Source organism: Neobacillus niacini, from assembly GCF_023715785.1.
Lineage (GTDB): Bacteria > Bacillota > Bacilli > Bacillales > Cytobacillaceae > Neobacillus > Neobacillus niacini_E.
The window spans coordinates 258,164-275,196 of the sequence record NZ_JAMBOX010000005.1 but is presented as its reverse complement, the minus strand read 5'-3'; the positions used below and the strand labels follow the sequence as shown (position 1 = coordinate 275,196).

Below are 17,033 nucleotides of genomic sequence, written 5' to 3'. Positions count from 1 at the left end.
CCTTCATCGGCAATCGCAACAGCTATTTTTTCCTTTGATACGTCTAAACCTACATATTTTATGGTATCCTTCATAATAACTAGCTCCTTTCGTATTGCAGCTCTGATTTGGTTTGTTTTTCCAGTAACCATTCTAACCAAATTAACCTACGTATTTACGAGTAGGAGCTAGTTTCGTTCATGATAACTCGGCGCAAGCGCCTGCGGGGTCTCCCACTGCCCCGTACTCCCGCAGGAGTCTTCGTGCCTTCCGCGCAAATCAACAGGCCCATTAGCAGGGACAATTTTTTCAATAAAATCGGTATTTCAGATTCTAATAAACAAAAAATTGCCGAGAAATATAGCCTTTCTCGACAATCTGTACAGGCGAAAGCCTGTTTTTATTATGTTAATAAAATAATTTGCAGGCATACGATTATTTTTCTTACAACACACCTCCATACGCACAGAAAAATTTTAATATAAATATAATTATTGCTTTATGGTAGACAAGGTTTCAGTCATTATATAAAATGAAAACGGAGTCAATTTTTTGAACAGTTTGATTAGGAGGATGGGAAATGAATATCCATGAGTATCAGGGGAAGGAAATCCTCAGAAAATATGGGGTAATGGTTCCAAACGGAAAAGTGGCTTTTACTGTTGAAGAAGCAGTTGAAGCGGCGAAAGAGCTTGGCACTCAAGTATGTGTCGTCAAAGCGCAAATCCACGCAGGCGGACGGGGAAAAGCCGGCGGCGTAAAGGTTGCGAAAAATCTTGATGAGGTTCGTACATATGCAAGTGAAATTCTTGGGAAAACCTTGGTGACCCACCAAACGGGTCCTGAAGGGAAAGAAGTAAAGCGCCTGTTAATTGAAGAAGGCTGCGATATTAAGAAAGAATACTATATTGGTCTTGTTTTGGACCGTGCCACTTCCCGGGTGGTGTTAATGGGTTCTGAAGAAGGCGGAACAGAGATTGAAGAAGTTGCCGCAAAGACTCCAGAGAAAATTTTTAAAGAAGAAATTGACCCGGTTCTTGGCTTGATGCCATACCAGGCACGCCGACTGGCGTTCAATATTAATATACCAAAAGAATTGGTCAATCAAGCGGTCAAATTCATGACAGGTTTATATACTGCTTACATTGAAAAAGATTGTTCCATCGCTGAAATCAACCCATTGGTTGTGACCGGCGACGGCAAAGTTATGGCGCTGGATGCCAAATTGAATTTTGATTCCAATGCCTTGTACCGTCAAAAGGATGTTTTGGAATATCGTGACCTGGAAGAAGAAGATCCAAAGGAAATCGAAGCATCCAAGTATGATTTAAGCTATATTGCCTTAGATGGAAATATCGGCTGTATGGTAAACGGTGCCGGCCTTGCAATGGCGACTATGGACATTGTCAAGCACTACGGCGGTGACCCCGCCAACTTCCTTGATGTTGGGGGCGGTGCTACAGCTGAGAAGGTTACAGAAGCATTTAAAATTATCCTTTCTGATCCAAACGTAAAAGGTATTTTTGTTAATATCTTCGGCGGTATCATGAAATGTGATGTTATTGCCGAGGGTGTTGTCGAGGCGGCGAAACAGGTCGGACTATCTATTCCGCTTGTAGTCCGTTTGGAGGGTACGAATGTGGACTTGGGCAAGAAAATCCTTGCTGAATCTAGTCTTAACATCGTTGCTGCTGAATCGATGGCTGACGGCGCACAAAAAATCGTCGAATTAGTAAAATAGGATCTCAAGAAAGGGGAATTAACGTGAGCGTTTTTATTAATAAAGATACGAAAGTTATTGTTCAAGGGATTACAGGCGGAACCGCCCGTTTCCATACAAAACAGATGCTTGAATATGGCACCAAAATTGTCGGCGGCACTTCACCGGGCAAGGGCGGCCAGGAAGTAGAAGGCGTTCCTGTCTTCAATACAGTTAAAGAAGCTGTAGATGCAACCGGCGCAAACGCTTCTGTTATCTATGTTCCGGCTCCATTCGCAGCAGACTCGATTATCGAAGCGGTCGATGCTGAATTGGATTTGGTTATCTGTATCACAGAGCATATTCCGGTTCTTGATATGGTTAAAGTGAAGCGTTACATGGAAGGCAAAAAGACCCGATTGGTCGGCCCTAACTGCCCTGGTGTGATTACGGCTGATGAATGTAAAATCGGCATCATGCCTGGCTACATCCATACAAAAGGCCATGTAGGAGTTGTTTCACGCTCTGGTACATTGACCTATGAAGCGGTTCATCAATTGACTCAGGCCGGCGTCGGCCAGACTACCGCAGTCGGCATCGGCGGCGACCCAGTCAATGGCACAAACTTCATCGATGTGTTAAAGGCGTTTAATGAAGACCCTGAAACCTATGCTGTGATCATGATTGGGGAAATCGGCGGAACGGCGGAAGAAGAAGCGGCACAATGGGTAAAAGCAAACATGACCAAGCCTGTTGTCGGCTTTATCGGCGGCCGCACTGCACCTCCAGGCAAGCGCATGGGCCATGCCGGCGCGATTATTTCTGGCGGTAAAGGGACAGCTGACGAAAAAATCCGCGTCATGAATGAGTGCGGAATCAAAGTGGCTGAAACCCCTTCCGTTATGGGTGAAACTTTAATTGAAGTGTTAAAAGAAAAAGGGTTATATGAAAAGTGCAAAACCCACTAAAATAGTATTTTTCAACTAACGAAACTAGCAGATAGTCCCCTCATATTCTGAGGGGCTATTTCTATAGATTAAAAACAAAAAGGAGGAAAACTTTTGTGAATGAATTTAATGAAAAACTGATTGCATTGCTGCATTATCCGACTATTTCGTGGAGTACCGTTTTCCAGATCTTGAAAAGAGACCCCACACTCGACACCCTTCACCCCTATCAATCATCTGAACAGCTGAAGATGGCCTTCCCCTCCACCGGTAATCTTGCCACTGAGCCTTCAAATGAATCCTTTTATCCCGAAATCATTCATGAACAAATTCGTCAATACAAAACAAATGACATTACGGTCATTACGATTTTTGATAAACAATACCCAAAATATTTGAAAGAAATTTATCAGCCGCCATGGGCCCTGTTTGCCAAGGGGGATTTATCACTTCTGGAAAAAGAGCCAAAACTGGCTGTTGTGGGTTCAAGGGAGGCGACCCAGTATGGCAAAAATGCCATTCGCAGCTTATTTCCGGAACTAATTGAAAATGGTATCGTCATTGTCAGCGGGTTGGCGAAGGGAATTGATACTCTTGCCCATGAGCATGCCATTAAAAATAATGGCCGGACCATTGCTGTTATTGCGGGTGGTTTATATCATATCTACCCAAAGGAAAATGTGAAACTTGCTAAGGAAATGATGAACACCCAGCTGATCGTCTCAGAATACCCACCTGACACGATGCCGCAGCGTTGGCATTTTCCAGCAAGGAATCGAATTATTAGCGGAATGTCCCAAGGAACGTTTATTATAGAAGCAAAAAGAAAAAGCGGTTCGCTGATTACGGCCAATTACGCTGTAAATGAAGGGCGGGAAGTATTTTCGCTGCCAGGGAGCATCTTTAATCCTTGTTCAGTCGGAGCGAATGATTTAATTCAGCAGGGGGCAAAACTTGTAACGAATGCCGGGGATATTTTGGTTGAATTAAGATGAAACTGCTTTTAAAGAAAAAAATTTAAACGTTTTTGCAGGGTTTTTTGAATAAATGAAGAAAAAGTAGCTTAAAATGGTTGAAATTATTTCTAATTTGTATTACATTTTCCAACAGATGTTCGAAAAATAGAATATATGAAAATTGGTAAAATATGAATGTAAATAAACTATTATTGAAAATAAATTTGGGATATGGGAGTTTTGTCAAGTATTTCTGCAAGTAATTTTGTAAATAAATATAAAAAACTTCTAAATGGTAAGCATCTTAAGAACAGGCTTTTGCCGAATTCAAGGCGCTTTCACACTTCCCTCTTTGAAGGAGGATTTTGATATGTCAGATTTTCTGGTAATCGTAGAATCGCCAGCAAAAGCGAAAACGATTGAACGATACTTAGGAAAAAAATATAAAGTAAAAGCATCGATGGGGCATGTGATCGACCTGCCCCGCAGTCAAACCGGGATTGATGTAGAAAATGGGTTTCAGCCAAAATATATAACCATTCGCGGAAAAGGCCCTGTGCTTAAAGAATTAAAAACAGCGGCCAAAAAGGCGAAAAAAGTCTATCTAGCAGCCGACCCTGACCGCGAAGGGGAAGCTATTGCCTGGCATTTGGCCCATAGCCTCGGTGTTGATACGGAATCGGAATGCCGCGTGGTCTTTAATGAAATCACGAAAGATGCCATTAAAGAATCATTTAAGCACCCGCGTCCAATCAATAAGGACTTGGTTGATGCGCAACAGGCCCGCAGAATCCTTGACCGCCTTGTCGGTTATAATATCAGCCCATTGTTATGGAAAAAGGTAAAAAAGGGCCTTAGTGCGGGAAGGGTACAATCTGTTGCAGTGAGATTAATTATTGATCGGGAAAAGGAAATACAGGCCTTTGTTCCAGAGGAATATTGGACGATTGAAGCCGATCTTTTAAAAGGAAATGAACAATTTCGTGCGAGTTTTAATACATTGGCCGGTCAGGAAAAGACAGAACTGCGTTCAGAGCAAGAGATGCAAAATATTTTGCGGCAAATGGACGGCAATAAATACAAGGTCATCTCGGTAACGAAAAAGGAAAGGAAAAGGAATCCGGCACCACCGTTTACGACTTCCTCCTTACAGCAGGAAGCTGCCAGGAAACTAAACTTCCGTGCCAAGAAAACAATGATGCTTGCCCAACAGCTATATGAAGGGATTGAGCTAGGAAAAGAAGGAACGGTTGGTCTCATAACTTATATGAGAACCGATTCAACGAGAATATCTGAAGTGGCACAAACCGAAGCCGCCGATTATATTAAAACCACCTATGGCGAAAACTACCTAAAGGTTGAACAGAGAAAAGAAAAAAAGCAGACAAATGCCCAGGATGCCCACGAGGCTGTACGGCCGACAAGCACCTATAGAGACCCAAATAGTTTAAAGGATTTCTTATCAAGGGATCAGCTCAGGCTGTATAAATTAATATGGGAACGATTTCTAGCCAGCCAAATGGCCCAAGCTGTAATGGATACCATGAGCGTGGATTTGCAAAATGGAAACGCCATTTTTCGAGCAAACGGATCGAAAATAAAGTTTCCAGGTTTTATGAAGCTGTACGTCGAGGGTTCCGATGACCAAGTCGAAGAAATCAATAAAATGCTTCCAGACCTGAATGAAGGTGACGAAGTATTCCAAAAGGACATCGAGCCAAAGCAGCATTTTACCCAGCCGCCGCCACGGTATACAGAGGCAAGATTGGTCAAGACGCTTGAGGAACTTGGAATTGGAAGGCCGTCTACCTACGCACCGACCTTGGATACCATTCAAAAGCGCAGCTATGTCGCCTTGGATAATAAGCGCTTTGTACCGACGGAACTTGGGATCATTATTAATGAGATATTAATGGAGTTCTTCCCAGAGATCCTTGATGTGGAATTTACTGCGAAAATGGAACAGGGTTTGGATTATATTGAAGAAGGAAAAATTCCTTGGGTCCGGGTTCTTGATGAATTTTACAAGGATTTCAAAATCCATTTGGAAAAAGCGGAGAAAGAAATGCAGGAAGTGGAAATCAAGGATGAGCCTGCAGGCGAGGATTGCGAGAATTGCGGCCATCCAATGGTGTTCAAAATGGGCCGTTATGGCAAATTTATGGCCTGCAGCAATTTTCCTGATTGCCGAAATACAAAACCAATCGTAAAAGAAATCGGCGTCACCTGCCCTAATTGTAAAGAAGGCACAATCGTTGAACGAAAGAGCAAGAAAAAGCGGCTGTTTTATGGCTGCAGCCGGTACCCAGATTGCGATTTCCTTTCATGGGATAAGCCGCTGCCTAGAAGCTGTCCGAAATGCGAAGGTCTCCTTGTTGAAAAGAAATTGAAAAAGGGAGTCCAGGTGCAATGCGTTTCGTGTGATTATAAAGAGGAACCGCAAAGCTAAGGAGTGGGCGCTGCTCACTCTTTTTAATTTTTAAAAACATAAAACTTTTTTCTGTTTCAATCGTATAGTACAATGCAAGATGGACTAAATTCAGGGAAAGTTAAATTTATAGATACTTTTTTCGAAAAGTGGAAGTTTTTCAGGAGGTCAACATGAAAGATATAACTGTAAACGTAATTGGTGCCGGGCTCGCCGGAAGTGAAGCGGCTTGGCAGATTGCCAAACGCGGTGTCAAGGTCCGTCTTTATGAAATGCGTCCGGTAAAACAAACGCCGGCCCATCATACTGATAAATTTGCCGAACTGGTATGCAGCAACTCACTGAGAGCCAACACATTGACAAACGCGGTTGGTGTTTTAAAAGAAGAAATGAGACGACTTGATTCGGTCATTATTGCCGCTGCCGATGCCTGTGCCGTTCCTGCAGGCGGCGCGCTCGCGGTAGACCGCCATGAATTCGCCGCGAAAGTAACGGAGATGGTCAAGAATCATGAAAATGTTACAATAATTAATGAAGAGGTAACCGATATTCCTGAAGGACCGACGGTTATTGCCACCGGTCCGTTAACAAGCCCGGATTTGTCGGCTAAGCTTAAGAGCTTGACCGGCGAGGACTATCTTTATTTCTATGATGCGGCAGCTCCAATTATTGAAAAAGAAAGCATTGACATGGACAAGGTGTATTTAAAATCCCGTTATGATAAAGGCGAAGCGGCTTACTTGAATTGTCCGATGACGGAGGAAGAGTTTAACCGGTTTTATGAGGCGCTTGTAGCAGCGGAAACTGTCCCGTTAAAGGAATTTGAGAAAGAAGTCTTCTTTGAAGGCTGTATGCCGATTGAAGTTATGGCAGCAAGGGGTCCGAAAACGATGCTGTTTGGCCCGTTAAAGCCGGTCGGCCTGGAGGACCCAAAGACAGGAAAACGTCCGTTTGCCGTTGTCCAGCTTCGTCAGGATGATGCGGCGGGAACGTTGTATAATATTGTCGGTTTTCAGACACATCTAAAGTGGGGGCCGCAAAAAGAGGTCATTCAATTGATCCCGGGTCTTGAAAATGCCGAGATTGTTCGTTATGGTGTCATGCACCGCAATACTTTTATCAATTCTCCAAAAGTGTTAAAGGCTACTTATCAATTTAGAAATCGTGAAGATTTATTTTTTGCTGGGCAAATGACCGGTGTGGAAGGTTATGTGGAATCTGCCGCAAGCGGGCTGATTGCCGGCTTGAATGCGGCACGGTTGGTAAAGGGGCTCGAGACCGTGGAATTCCCGGCAGAAACTGCGATTGGCAGCATGGCTCGCTATATTACAAGTGCTAACCCAAATAATTTTCAGCCAATGAACGCCAATTTCGGGTTATTTCCAGAATTGCCGGCAAAGATCAAAGGGAAACAGGAACGTAATTTGCAGCATGCAAATCGGGCCCTGGAAACAATTCAGAACTTTGTGAAGGTTTTGTAAAATTTATTGCAAGGGCTATGGAAGTATGATACTATTTAGTAGCCCTTGTGAATTGACTAGATTTTATAATTGTGAATGTTTTATTAAACTTGGTTGGCAGCTATTTACAAAGTGGAACATATTCCCTCAAAATACAAATGAATATTATCATAATGGAATCAGTGCTTTCATTTTGTTCATAATTGAACAAGATGAAAAAAACGTTTAATCCTTTTTGACAAAGGGAATAATTGGTTACAGTTTTCATAACTTTCTCTGTAGACAGATTTTTTACATAGTTTGTGTACTCGAAACCGAAACTCCAAAAGGAGGAATTTCTTATGGAACAATTCCATGCCACCACGATATTTGCGATCCATCATAATGGGCAATGCGCGATGTCGGGTGATGGTCAGGTTACAATGGGCAATGCAGTTGTGATGAAACACACAGCAAGAAAGGTAAGGAAGATATTTAATGGAAAGGTATTAGCCGGTTTCGCGGGTTCGGTTGCCGATGCTTTCACCTTGTTTGAACTGTTTGAAGGAAAACTGGAGGAATTTAACGGCAACCTTCAAAGGGCGGCGGTTGAGCTGGCCAAAGAGTGGAGAAGCGATAAAGTCCTTAGAAAGCTTGAAGCTATGCTGATTGTGATGAATCGTGACAGTTTACTATTGGTGTCAGGAACCGGTGAGGTAATCGAACCGGACGACGGAATACTAGCAATTGGCTCGGGTGGCAATTATGCATTGGCCGCAGGCCGTTCGCTTAAGAAATATGCGGGCGACCATTTAAATGCCAAGGAAATTGCCAAGGCAGCTTTGGAAATTGCTGCCGAGATTTGTGTCTATACAAACCATAATATTATCGTTGAAGAAATATGAGGGAGGAGGCTGAAAGTTAATGGCAAGAACCACCAATTTAACCCCCCGGCAAATTGTTGAGAAACTTGATCAATATATTATCGGCCAAAAGGATGCAAAGAAAGCTGTTGCGGTCGCACTTCGAAATCGCTACAGACGGGGATTGCTCAACGAAAAGCTCCGTGATGAAATTATCCCGAAAAATATTTTAATGATTGGTCCTACTGGTGTCGGGAAAACCGAAATCGCAAGAAGAATTGCCAAGATTGTTGGCGCGCCGTTTATAAAAGTGGAAGCAACCAAATTTACTGAGGTCGGCTATGTCGGCCGTGATGTTGAATCCATGGTACGTGACCTCGCTGAAACATCAGTTCGTCTCGTAAAGGAAGAGCGGATGCAAAGCGTAAAGGAACGGGCTGAGGAGAATGCCAACAGCAGACTCGTTGATTTGTTAGTGCCGTCTGCAAAAAAATCAACGGCTTATAAAAATCCGCTTGAGATGTTATTCGGCGGCGGAAACCAAACTCAGGACCAGGACACGCAGCAAGAGGATTATTCCGTTCATGAAAAACGCAAAATCGTCCGGGAACAGCTTGCACTTGGCCAATTGGAAGAGCAAATGGTAACGGTTGAGGTGGAAGAGCAAGCGCCATCCATGTTCGACCTGCTGCAAGGTTCCGGGATGGAGCAGATGGGCATGAACATGCAGGACGCCCTCGGCAGCTTTATGCCGAAGAAACGCAAAAAGCGAAAGCTGACGGTTCGTGAGGCAAGGAAAGTATTGACGAATGAAGAGGCCGCCAAGCTGATTGATATGGATGAGGTAACTGCCGAAGCTGTTTACCGTACTGAGCAAAACGGAATCATTTTTATCGATGAAATCGATAAAATTGCCAGCCGCAATACAGGCGGGTCATCGGCAGACGTTTCTAGGGAAGGTGTCCAGCGGGACATTTTACCTGTTGTCGAAGGCTCTACGGTCGTGACAAAATACGGCCCTGTCAAAACCGACCACGTATTGTTTATTGCTGCCGGCGCATTTCATATGGCTAAACCGTCGGATTTAATCCCGGAGCTGCAGGGACGCTTCCCAATCAGAGTCGAGCTTACAAAGCTGACAGTTGAGGATTTCTTCAGGATTTTAATCGAGCCAGATAACGCTTTAATAAAACAATATCAAGCATTATTGGAAACAGAAGGTATACAAATTGAATTTTCTGACGATGCTATTCGTAGGATTGCGGAAGTAGCGTTTGAAGTCAATCAAAATACCGATAATATTGGAGCAAGACGCCTTCATACGATATTGGAAAAATTGCTAGAAGACCTATCCTTTGAAGCACCGGATATCACGATGGAGAAAATCACGATCACGCCGCAATATGTTGATGAAAAGCTAGGGGCGATTTCTAAAAACAAAGACTTAAGTCAATTCATTTTATAGTCATAATCGACGCCCTTTTATTCTTGTTGCCCTAATACGTTGTAATTATCGTATTATCAAATAAAAAAATTAATAATGGCTGTAGTTATTTAGGAGGAAGAAACAGATGGATTTACTATCAAAAACAAGAAGAATTAATGTGTTATTGCAAAAAGCTGCAGGTAAGCCGGTAAACTTTAAAGAAATGGCTGATACCCTAAGCGAGACAATCGAAGCAAACGTTTATATCGTAAGCCGCCGCGGGAAACTTTTGGGATTTTCAATTTACCAGCAAATTGAAAATGAACGCATGAAGAAGATGTTTGAAGACCGCCAATTCCCTGAAGAATATACCAACAGTTTATTTAATATTACCGAGACGTCTTCAAACCTCGATATCGAAAGCCAATATACCGCTTTCCCAGTGGAAAACAGAGATTTATTCCGTGAAGGACTGACAACGATTGTTCCGATTATTGGCGGCGGGGAACGCCTCGGCACGCTAATTCTAGCCCGTCTGCATGACAAGTTTAATGACGATGACCTTATTCTTGGTGAATATGGCGCAACCGTAGTCGGCATGGAGATTTTACGTGAAAAATCGGAAGAAATTGAAGAGGAAGCAAGAAGCAAAGCGGTTGTTCAAATGGCGATTAGCTCATTATCCTATAGCGAATTGGAAGCCATTGAACATATTTTTGAAGAGCTTAACGGTCATGAAGGACTTTTGGTTGCTTCAAAGATTGCCGATCGCGTTGGAATTACCCGTTCCGTCATTGTTAACGCATTAAGAAAGCTTGAAAGCGCCGGAGTTATTGAATCACGTTCCCTTGGCATGAAAGGGACCTATATCAAAGTTCTAAACGACAAGTTTCTTGTTGAACTGGATAAACTGAAATCTCATTAATTTATTCTGTGAAAAAAATTCCCAGCAGCGGTTGGGAATTTTTTTCGCACCTAAACCTTGATTGTTTAAAAACCATGTGCTATATTATTTGATGGTGTTAATACACACGCTTGTTGATTTAGGCAGATGGTGCTAAAATTTTAGTTTCTGTTTAAAAATGAGACGAGCGGAGGAAAATAAAACCACTAGGAGGAAAAATCATGTCAGTCATTTCAATGAAGCAATTGCTTGAAGCTGGTGTACACTTCGGACACCAAACTCGCCGTTGGAATCCTAAGATGAAGAAATACATCTTCACTGAGCGTAACGGCATCTACATTATCGACCTTCAAAAGACAGTCAAGAAGGTTGAAGAAGCTTACAACTGGGTAAAGGATCTTGCTGCTAACGGCGGTACAATGCTTTTCGTTGGTACAAAGAAACAAGCTCAGGACTCTGTTAAAGAAGAAGCAGAACGTTCCGGTATGTACTATGTAAACCAACGCTGGTTAGGCGGAACTTTAACAAACTTCGAAACCATCCAAAAGCGTATCGGCCGCTTAAAAGATATTGAGAGAATGGCTGAAGACGGCACTTTTGATGTATTGCCGAAGAAAGAAGTTGTTCAATTAAAGAAAGAACAAGAACGCCTTGAAAAATTCCTTGGCGGAATTAAAGATATGAAACAGCTTCCAGATGCATTATTCATCATCGACCCTCGTAAAGAGCGCATTGCAGTTGCTGAAGCGAAGAAATTAAACATTCCTATCGTAGGCATTGTTGATACAAACTGCGATCCGGATGAAATCGATGTAGTAATTCCTGCTAACGATGATGCAATCCGTGCGGTTAAACTATTAACTGGCAAAATGGCAGATGCGATCCTTGAAGCAAAGCAAGGCGAAGAGGTAGCTGTAGAAGCCTAATAGCGTGTACTGATAAAAAGGTGATAAGAGGGAGACCCTTTATCACCTTTTTTTAAAGAATGAAAGTTTTTTCTTCACACTCATTGGTAAAGATAGGAATACATAGTAAAATTAAGGAGGAAATGTAGTTATGGCAATTACTGCTCAAATGGTTAAGGAACTACGTGAAAAAACAGGCGCAGGTATGATGGATTGTAAAAAGGCTCTTACTGAAACAAATGGCGATATGGACAAAGCCATCGATTACCTTCGCGAAAAAGGCATTGCAAAAGCAGCGAAGAAAGCGGATCGTATTGCTGCAGAAGGATTGACTTCCATTTTAACAGAAGGTAACGAAGCTGTTATTCTTGAAGTGAACTCCGAAACTGATTTCGTTGCGAAAAACGAAGGTTTCCAAACGCTTGTAAAGGAACTTGGCCAACATTTATTAAAGAATAAGCCTGCAACTGTTGAAGAGGCATTGACACAAACAATGGAAAATGGAGCAATTGTTAATGACTATATTAATGCTGCAGTAGCTAAAATTGGAGAAAAATTAACACTTCGCCGTTTTACAGTTGTTTCAAAAACAGATAACGATGCATTTGGCGCATACCTTCACATGGGCGGCCGTATCTCTGTATTAACTGTTCTTGTAGGAACAACTGATTCTGATGCTGCTAAAGACGTTTCCATGCACATTGCTGCATTAAATCCTAAATATGTTTCTCGTGACCAAGTATCTCAAGAAGAAGTTGAGCATGAGCGTCAAGTATTAACTCAGCAAGCCCTTAATGAAGGCAAGCCGGAAAATATCGTCGCAAAAATGGTCGAAGGCCGTCTTGGTAAATACTTTGAGGATGTATGTTTGCTTGACCAGACATTTGTTAAAAACCCTGATCAAAAAGTGCGTCAGTTTGTTGAATCAAAAGGCGGCACTGTTCGTGAATTTATCCGCTACGAAGTAGGCGAAGGTATTGAAAAGCGCGAAGATAACTTTGCTGAAGAAGTTATGAACCAAGTAAATAAGAAATAGTCAATTATTCTTGGCCTGCAAAACTTGTTAATTAATTGATTTTGAATAGGGAACACGCAGTGTTCCCTATTTTTAAAGGTTATGAAAAATGATCATTCTTTTTTACGGAGGTTTATATGAGCAATCCTATGTATAAGCGTGTTGTTTTAAAATTAAGCGGAGAAGCCCTGGCAGGTGATTCGGGCTTTGGAATTAAACCTTCTGTAATCAAATCGATTGCCATTCAAGTAAAAGAAATTGCTGAGCTGGGAGTAGAGGTTGCCGTAGTTGTTGGCGGCGGAAACATATGGCGAGGCAAAATCGGAAGCGAAATGGGAATGGACAGGGCCACTGCCGATTATATGGGAATGTTGGCAACGGTGATGAATTCCTTGGCATTGCAGGATAGTTTGGAGCAATTAGGCATCGAATCTCGCGTTCAAACTTCTATTGAAATGCGCCAGGTTGCAGAACCATACATAAGACGCCGGGCAATTAGACACTTGGAAAAGAAACGTGTTGTCATTTTTGCTGCCGGTACTGGAAACCCGTACTTTTCAACTGATACAACAGCGGCATTAAGGGCAGCAGAAATTGATGCCGAAGTGATACTAATGGCGAAAAATAATGTTGATGGCGTATATTCCGCGGATCCTAAGGTTGACGCGAATGCCACCAAATATGATGATTTATCATTCTTGGATGTAATCAAGGAAGGTTTGGCCGTTATGGATTCGACCGCATCTTCCTTATGTATGGATAATGATATCCCATTGATTGTCTTCTCGATTATGGAACAGGGAAATATAAAGCGGGCAGTCATGGGCGAAAAAATTGGAACAATCGTTAGGGGGAAATAATAATGGCAAAGCAAGTCATCAATTCTGCAAAAGAAAGAATGACAAAAGGAATTCAAGCCTATACTCGTGAGCTTGCCAGCATTCGTGCAGGCAGGGCAAGCGCATCGCTTTTGGACCGAATTACGGTTGATTATTACGGCGCGCCTACTCCAGTCAACCAAATGGCATCGATTTCTACGCCGGAGGCGCGACTGCTTGTCATTCAGCCATATGACAAGACGATTTTGGGCGATATTGAAAAGGCAATCTTAAAGTCTGATTTGGGAATAAATCCTACCAATGATGGCTCAGTCATCCGAATTGCCATTCCTCAGTTAACCGAGGAACGCCGCAAAGAGCTGGTTAAGGTAGTGAAAAAGGAATCAGAAGAAGCAAAGGTAGCGATCCGCAATATTCGCCGTGATGCCAATGACGAATTGAAAAAGCTTGAAAAAAATGGTGAGATTACTGAGGACGCCCTTCGCGGTTATTCCGACGATATCCAAAAGCTTACGGATGAACATATCTCAAAAATTGACCAAATCACCAAAGACAAAGAAAAAGAAATTATGGAAGTATAAACAGGCGAAAAGACCCTCTTTTTAGGGGGTTTTTTCACTATCTAAAAGCATTGTTCAATTTCGACCGCGTCTATTAAAAGTTGTCTGAACATTATTCTTATTTCCTCAATATTTACATAAGTATTTTAAAGAGATATCTTTTTTCATTTTTGGTATGATATAGGCATGCTACATTTTTTTATAATACATACGATGACTAACTCGTCAACGGAATCATCTATTATCGGAGGAAATGATCAATTAATTGGAGGAGCAATAGTATGTTAAATAAAATAAAACTCTGGAAGAACCAAAACAACTCTTCCACTCTCCGAGATAAAATAGAGGAAATAAAAAAACTGCCTGTTCCCGAGCATGTTGCCATCATTATGGACGGTAATGGCAGGTGGGCAAAAAAACGGGCCCTTCCCCGTGTTGCCGGTCATTATGAAGGGATGAAGGTTGTCCGAAAAACAACAATGCTTGCCAATGATTTGGGAATAAAGGTGTTAACCTTATATGCGTTTTCAACCGAGAATTGGAAACGGCCAAAAAATGAAGTGGATTATTTGATGAAGCTTCCGGAGGAATTTTTAGGTTCTTACCTCCCTGAATTGGTGGCAAACAATGTTCAAGTGAAAATGATGGGATATAAGGATCAGCTTCCGGATCATACGTTAAGGGCAATCAATAATGCGATGGAGCAAACGAAGAATAATACCGGGCTCGTGTTAAACTTCGCCTTAAATTATGGTAGCAGGGCCGAAATTCTTGATGCGGTTAAGCAAGTCTTAAATGAATACAAAAGTGGAATACTTAAAGAAACGGAAATTGACGAACAGCGATTTTCCTCCTATCTCATGACAGCCAATTTTCCCGATCCTGACCTATTGATTCGGACAAGTGGCGAGATTCGCCTGAGCAATTTTATGCTTTGGCAGCTGGCTTATTCAGAATTCTGGTTTACTGATGTCCTATGGCCAGATTTTAGTGAGAATCACCTGATTACTGCGATTGAGGATTATCAAAAGCGCCAGCGTCGATTTGGGGGAATTTAAGTAGCTTTTTAAAAAAAGGTGTTGAATTCAATTTTATGAAGCAAAGAATCATTACAGGAGTCATAGCAGCGGCACTCTTCTTGCCAATCGTTTTTTATGGGGGCCTTCCGTTTGTATTGTTAACGTATGTGATGGCCACTGTCGGGCTTTATGAATTATTAAGAATGAAGGGGCTTAACATTTTTTCACCAAACGGATTTCTCTCCCTTGTATTGCTATGGGTGATCTTATTTCCAAAACAATATGATGAAATAATTGCTGATTTCTATTATTCCAAAACAGAACTGGGTATCGCTTTTATTCTATTGTTATTAACCTACAGTGTTATTACAAAAAATCGCTTTACGTTTGAGGATGCCGCATTTTCTACCTTGTCGGCCATTTATGTTGGGATTGGCTTCTATTTCCTGATGGAAGCACGTACAGCAGGGATTGTTTATATTTTTTATTCCTTGTTTATTATTTGGGCAACGGACTCTGGTGCCTATTTTATTGGAAAGGCGATGGGCAAGAAAAAATTGTGGCCGGAAATCAGCCCAAATAAAACGGTTGAAGGGTCGCTAGGAGGGGTTGTCTGCGCCGTCATTGTTGCCGTTTTCTTCGGATTGTTTTCCGAATTTAATGCATCCCTCATCACAATAATGGGGATTACGGTGGTCCTGTCTATTTTTGGACAAATTGGCGACCTAGTGCAGTCTGCCTATAAACGGCATTTTGGGGTTAAGGATTCCGGGAATATTCTGCCGGGACATGGAGGAATTCTCGACCGATTTGACAGTTTGTTATTTGTCCTGCCATTGCTGCACTTATTCCACCTTTGGTAATCTGCTGTTCATATATGGGAGTTGAAGTTTTTTGAAAAAGATCAGTTTATTGGGTGCAACTGGCTCGATTGGCACCCAAACTTTAGATATCATTCGTGAACATCCCGGCGAATTTGGCCTCGTGGCTTTGTCGTCAGGTAAAAATATTGAGTTAACCAGAAAAATTATTAATGAATTTCAACCGGAGCTTGTTTCTGTACAAACTAGCAATGATTATAATACATTAAAAGCAGAATTCCCCTCTGTAAAATTTACATATGGGGACGATGGGCTCATTGAAGCAGCAGTTTATAAAAAAGCTGACATCCTTGTCAATGCCGTTCTTGGCAGTGTCGGCTTAAATCCTACGCTACAGGCTATTGAATCTGGGAAAACGATTGCCATTGCTAATAAAGAAACCCTCGTTACGGCCGGACATTTGGTGATGGAGGCCGCAGCGAGGAATCATGTATCGCTTCTCCCTGTTGATAGTGAGCATTCCGCGATTTTTCAAGCGTTGCAAGGGGAACGGGAGAAAAATATCGAGCGCTTGATCCTTACAGCTTCGGGCGGCAGTTTCCGCGATCGGTCCAGGGAAGAGCTGGAAGACGTAACTGTCGAGGAAGCGCTAAATCATCCGAACTGGTCAATGGGGGCAAAAATCACGATTGACTCGGCAACGATGATGAATAAAGGCCTAGAAGTGATTGAGGCCCATTGGTTATTCCAAATGCCATATGAAAAAATCGATGTGCTGCTTCACAAGGAAAGTATTATCCATTCGATGGTTGAATTTCACGATTCAAGTATCATAGCCCAATTGGGAACACCTGATATGAGGGTGCCAATCCAATTTGCCCTAACCTACCCTGACCGTTTGCAGCTTCCATCAGGCAATCGGTTGAATTTGGCTCAGGTTGGCAAATTGCATTTTCAGGAAATGGATTTGGAAAGATTCCGCTGTCTCCAGTTTGCTTATAGTGCCGGAAAGCAGGGCGGAACAATGCCAACAGTATTAAATGCGGCGAACGAAGCGGCAGTCGCGGCATTTTTGGAAGGCAAAATTCGTTTCTTGCAGATTGAAGATCTGATTGAGAAGGCATTGAGCAAGCATCAAACGATGGAACATCCTAGTCTTGCTGAGATCCAGGAGGTCGACAAAGAAACGAGACAGTATGTACGTTCACTCTTATAAAAAAGGTGGTTTTGAGT

15 protein-coding genes are annotated in these 17,033 nt (G+C 42.3%); all 15 read left to right on the top strand.

Annotated features, from left to right (window positions below; all coding sequences use genetic code 11):
• Positions 1-559 precede the first annotated feature (559 nt).
• The 15 genes from sucC (at position 560) to dxr (ending at position 17,016) form a co-directional block, all read left to right on the top strand.
• The gene (gene sucC / locus M3234_RS12405; protein WP_262305004.1) at positions 560-1,720 is read left to right on the top strand and encodes an ADP-forming succinate--CoA ligase subunit beta; all 1,161 of its coding nucleotides are present in this window, start codon (positions 560-562) and stop codon (positions 1,718-1,720) included.
• A gap of 23 nt (positions 1,721-1,743) precedes the next feature.
• Complete coding sequence (gene sucD, locus M3234_RS12400; RefSeq protein WP_066320614.1) at positions 1,744-2,646, top strand: succinate--CoA ligase subunit alpha; 903 nt, start codon at positions 1,744-1,746, stop codon at positions 2,644-2,646.
• A gap of 95 nt (positions 2,647-2,741) precedes the next feature.
• On the top strand, positions 2,742-3,620 hold the full coding sequence (gene dprA, locus M3234_RS12395) for a DNA-processing protein DprA (protein WP_262305003.1): 879 nt from the start codon (positions 2,742-2,744) through the stop codon (positions 3,618-3,620).
• Between the two features lie 331 nt (positions 3,621-3,951).
• On the top strand, positions 3,952-6,030 hold the full coding sequence (topA, locus tag M3234_RS12390) for a type I DNA topoisomerase (protein ID WP_262305002.1): 2,079 nt from the start codon (positions 3,952-3,954) through the stop codon (positions 6,028-6,030).
• A 152-nt stretch (positions 6,031-6,182) separates the two neighbouring features.
• Positions 6,183-7,490 (top strand): FADH(2)-oxidizing methylenetetrahydrofolate--tRNA-(uracil(54)-C(5))-methyltransferase TrmFO, encoded by a 1,308-nt coding sequence (gene trmFO, locus M3234_RS12385; RefSeq protein ID WP_262305001.1) that lies wholly within the window; start codon positions 6,183-6,185, stop codon positions 7,488-7,490.
• A 320-nt stretch (positions 7,491-7,810) separates the two neighbouring features.
• Positions 7,811-8,353 carry an ATP-dependent protease subunit HslV gene (gene hslV / locus M3234_RS12380; RefSeq protein ID WP_066320628.1) on the top strand — a complete coding sequence of 181 codons (543 nt, stop codon included), beginning with the start codon at positions 7,811-7,813 and terminating at the stop codon, positions 8,351-8,353.
• A gap of 19 nt (positions 8,354-8,372) precedes the next feature.
• Positions 8,373-9,776: an HslU--HslV peptidase ATPase subunit gene (gene hslU / locus M3234_RS12375; RefSeq protein WP_262305000.1), complete on the top strand. Its 1,404-nt coding sequence runs from the start codon at positions 8,373-8,375 to the stop codon at positions 9,774-9,776.
• Between the two features lie 106 nt (positions 9,777-9,882).
• Positions 9,883-10,662, top strand: coding sequence for a GTP-sensing pleiotropic transcriptional regulator CodY (gene codY / locus M3234_RS12370; protein WP_262304999.1), 780 nt, complete (start codon positions 9,883-9,885; stop codon positions 10,660-10,662).
• Between the two features lie 200 nt (positions 10,663-10,862).
• The gene (gene rpsB / locus M3234_RS12365) at positions 10,863-11,567 is read left to right on the top strand and encodes a 30S ribosomal protein S2 (RefSeq protein WP_262304998.1); all 705 of its coding nucleotides are present in this window, start codon (positions 10,863-10,865) and stop codon (positions 11,565-11,567) included.
• A 130-nt stretch (positions 11,568-11,697) separates the two neighbouring features.
• Positions 11,698-12,582: a translation elongation factor Ts gene (gene tsf, locus M3234_RS12360; RefSeq protein WP_262304997.1), complete on the top strand. Its 885-nt coding sequence runs from the start codon at positions 11,698-11,700 to the stop codon at positions 12,580-12,582.
• A 116-nt stretch (positions 12,583-12,698) separates the two neighbouring features.
• A complete protein-coding gene (gene pyrH, locus M3234_RS12355; RefSeq protein ID WP_066320637.1) occupies positions 12,699-13,421 on the top strand; it encodes a UMP kinase in 723 nt (240 codons plus the stop codon).
• A gap of 2 nt (positions 13,422-13,423) precedes the next feature.
• Positions 13,424-13,981, top strand: a complete 558-nt coding sequence (frr, locus tag M3234_RS12350; RefSeq protein ID WP_066320639.1) for a ribosome recycling factor — start codon at positions 13,424-13,426, stop codon at positions 13,979-13,981.
• A gap of 260 nt (positions 13,982-14,241) precedes the next feature.
• Positions 14,242-15,018, top strand: a complete 777-nt coding sequence (locus M3234_RS12345; protein ID WP_262304996.1) for an isoprenyl transferase — start codon at positions 14,242-14,244, stop codon at positions 15,016-15,018.
• A 35-nt stretch (positions 15,019-15,053) separates the two neighbouring features.
• Positions 15,054-15,842, top strand: a complete 789-nt coding sequence (locus tag M3234_RS12340; protein ID WP_066320643.1) for a phosphatidate cytidylyltransferase — start codon at positions 15,054-15,056, stop codon at positions 15,840-15,842.
• A 31-nt stretch (positions 15,843-15,873) separates the two neighbouring features.
• Positions 15,874-17,016 carry a 1-deoxy-D-xylulose-5-phosphate reductoisomerase gene (gene dxr / locus M3234_RS12335; RefSeq protein WP_262304995.1) on the top strand — a complete coding sequence of 381 codons (1,143 nt, stop codon included), beginning with the start codon at positions 15,874-15,876 and terminating at the stop codon, positions 17,014-17,016.
• Positions 17,017-17,033 lie beyond the last annotated feature (17 nt).

What these genes read in the sequence shown, in the direction of transcription:
- tsf (WP_262304997.1), top strand. Translation starts at nt 11,698, where the DNA reads ATGGCAATTACTGCTCAAATGGTTAAGGAACTACGTGAAAAAACAGGC.
- rpsB (WP_262304998.1), top strand. Translation starts at nt 10,863, where the DNA reads ATGTCAGTCATTTCAATGAAGCAATTGCTTGAAGCTGGTGTACACTTC.
- pyrH (WP_066320637.1), top strand. Translation starts at nt 12,699, where the DNA reads ATGAGCAATCCTATGTATAAGCGTGTTGTTTTAAAATTAAGCGGAGAA.
- trmFO (WP_262305001.1), top strand. Translation starts at nt 6,183, where the DNA reads ATGAAAGATATAACTGTAAACGTAATTGGTGCCGGGCTCGCCGGAAGT.
- hslV (WP_066320628.1), top strand. Translation starts at nt 7,811, where the DNA reads ATGGAACAATTCCATGCCACCACGATATTTGCGATCCATCATAATGGG.
- M3234_RS12340 (WP_066320643.1), top strand. Translation starts at nt 15,054, where the DNA reads ATGAAGCAAAGAATCATTACAGGAGTCATAGCAGCGGCACTCTTCTTG.
- topA (WP_262305002.1), top strand. Translation starts at nt 3,952, where the DNA reads ATGTCAGATTTTCTGGTAATCGTAGAATCGCCAGCAAAAGCGAAAACG.
- sucC (WP_262305004.1), top strand. Translation starts at nt 560, where the DNA reads ATGAATATCCATGAGTATCAGGGGAAGGAAATCCTCAGAAAATATGGG.
- M3234_RS12345 (WP_262304996.1), top strand. Translation starts at nt 14,242, where the DNA reads ATGTTAAATAAAATAAAACTCTGGAAGAACCAAAACAACTCTTCCACT.
- codY (WP_262304999.1), top strand. Translation starts at nt 9,883, where the DNA reads ATGGATTTACTATCAAAAACAAGAAGAATTAATGTGTTATTGCAAAAA.
- hslU (WP_262305000.1), top strand. Translation starts at nt 8,373, where the DNA reads ATGGCAAGAACCACCAATTTAACCCCCCGGCAAATTGTTGAGAAACTT.
- frr (WP_066320639.1), top strand. Translation starts at nt 13,424, where the DNA reads ATGGCAAAGCAAGTCATCAATTCTGCAAAAGAAAGAATGACAAAAGGA.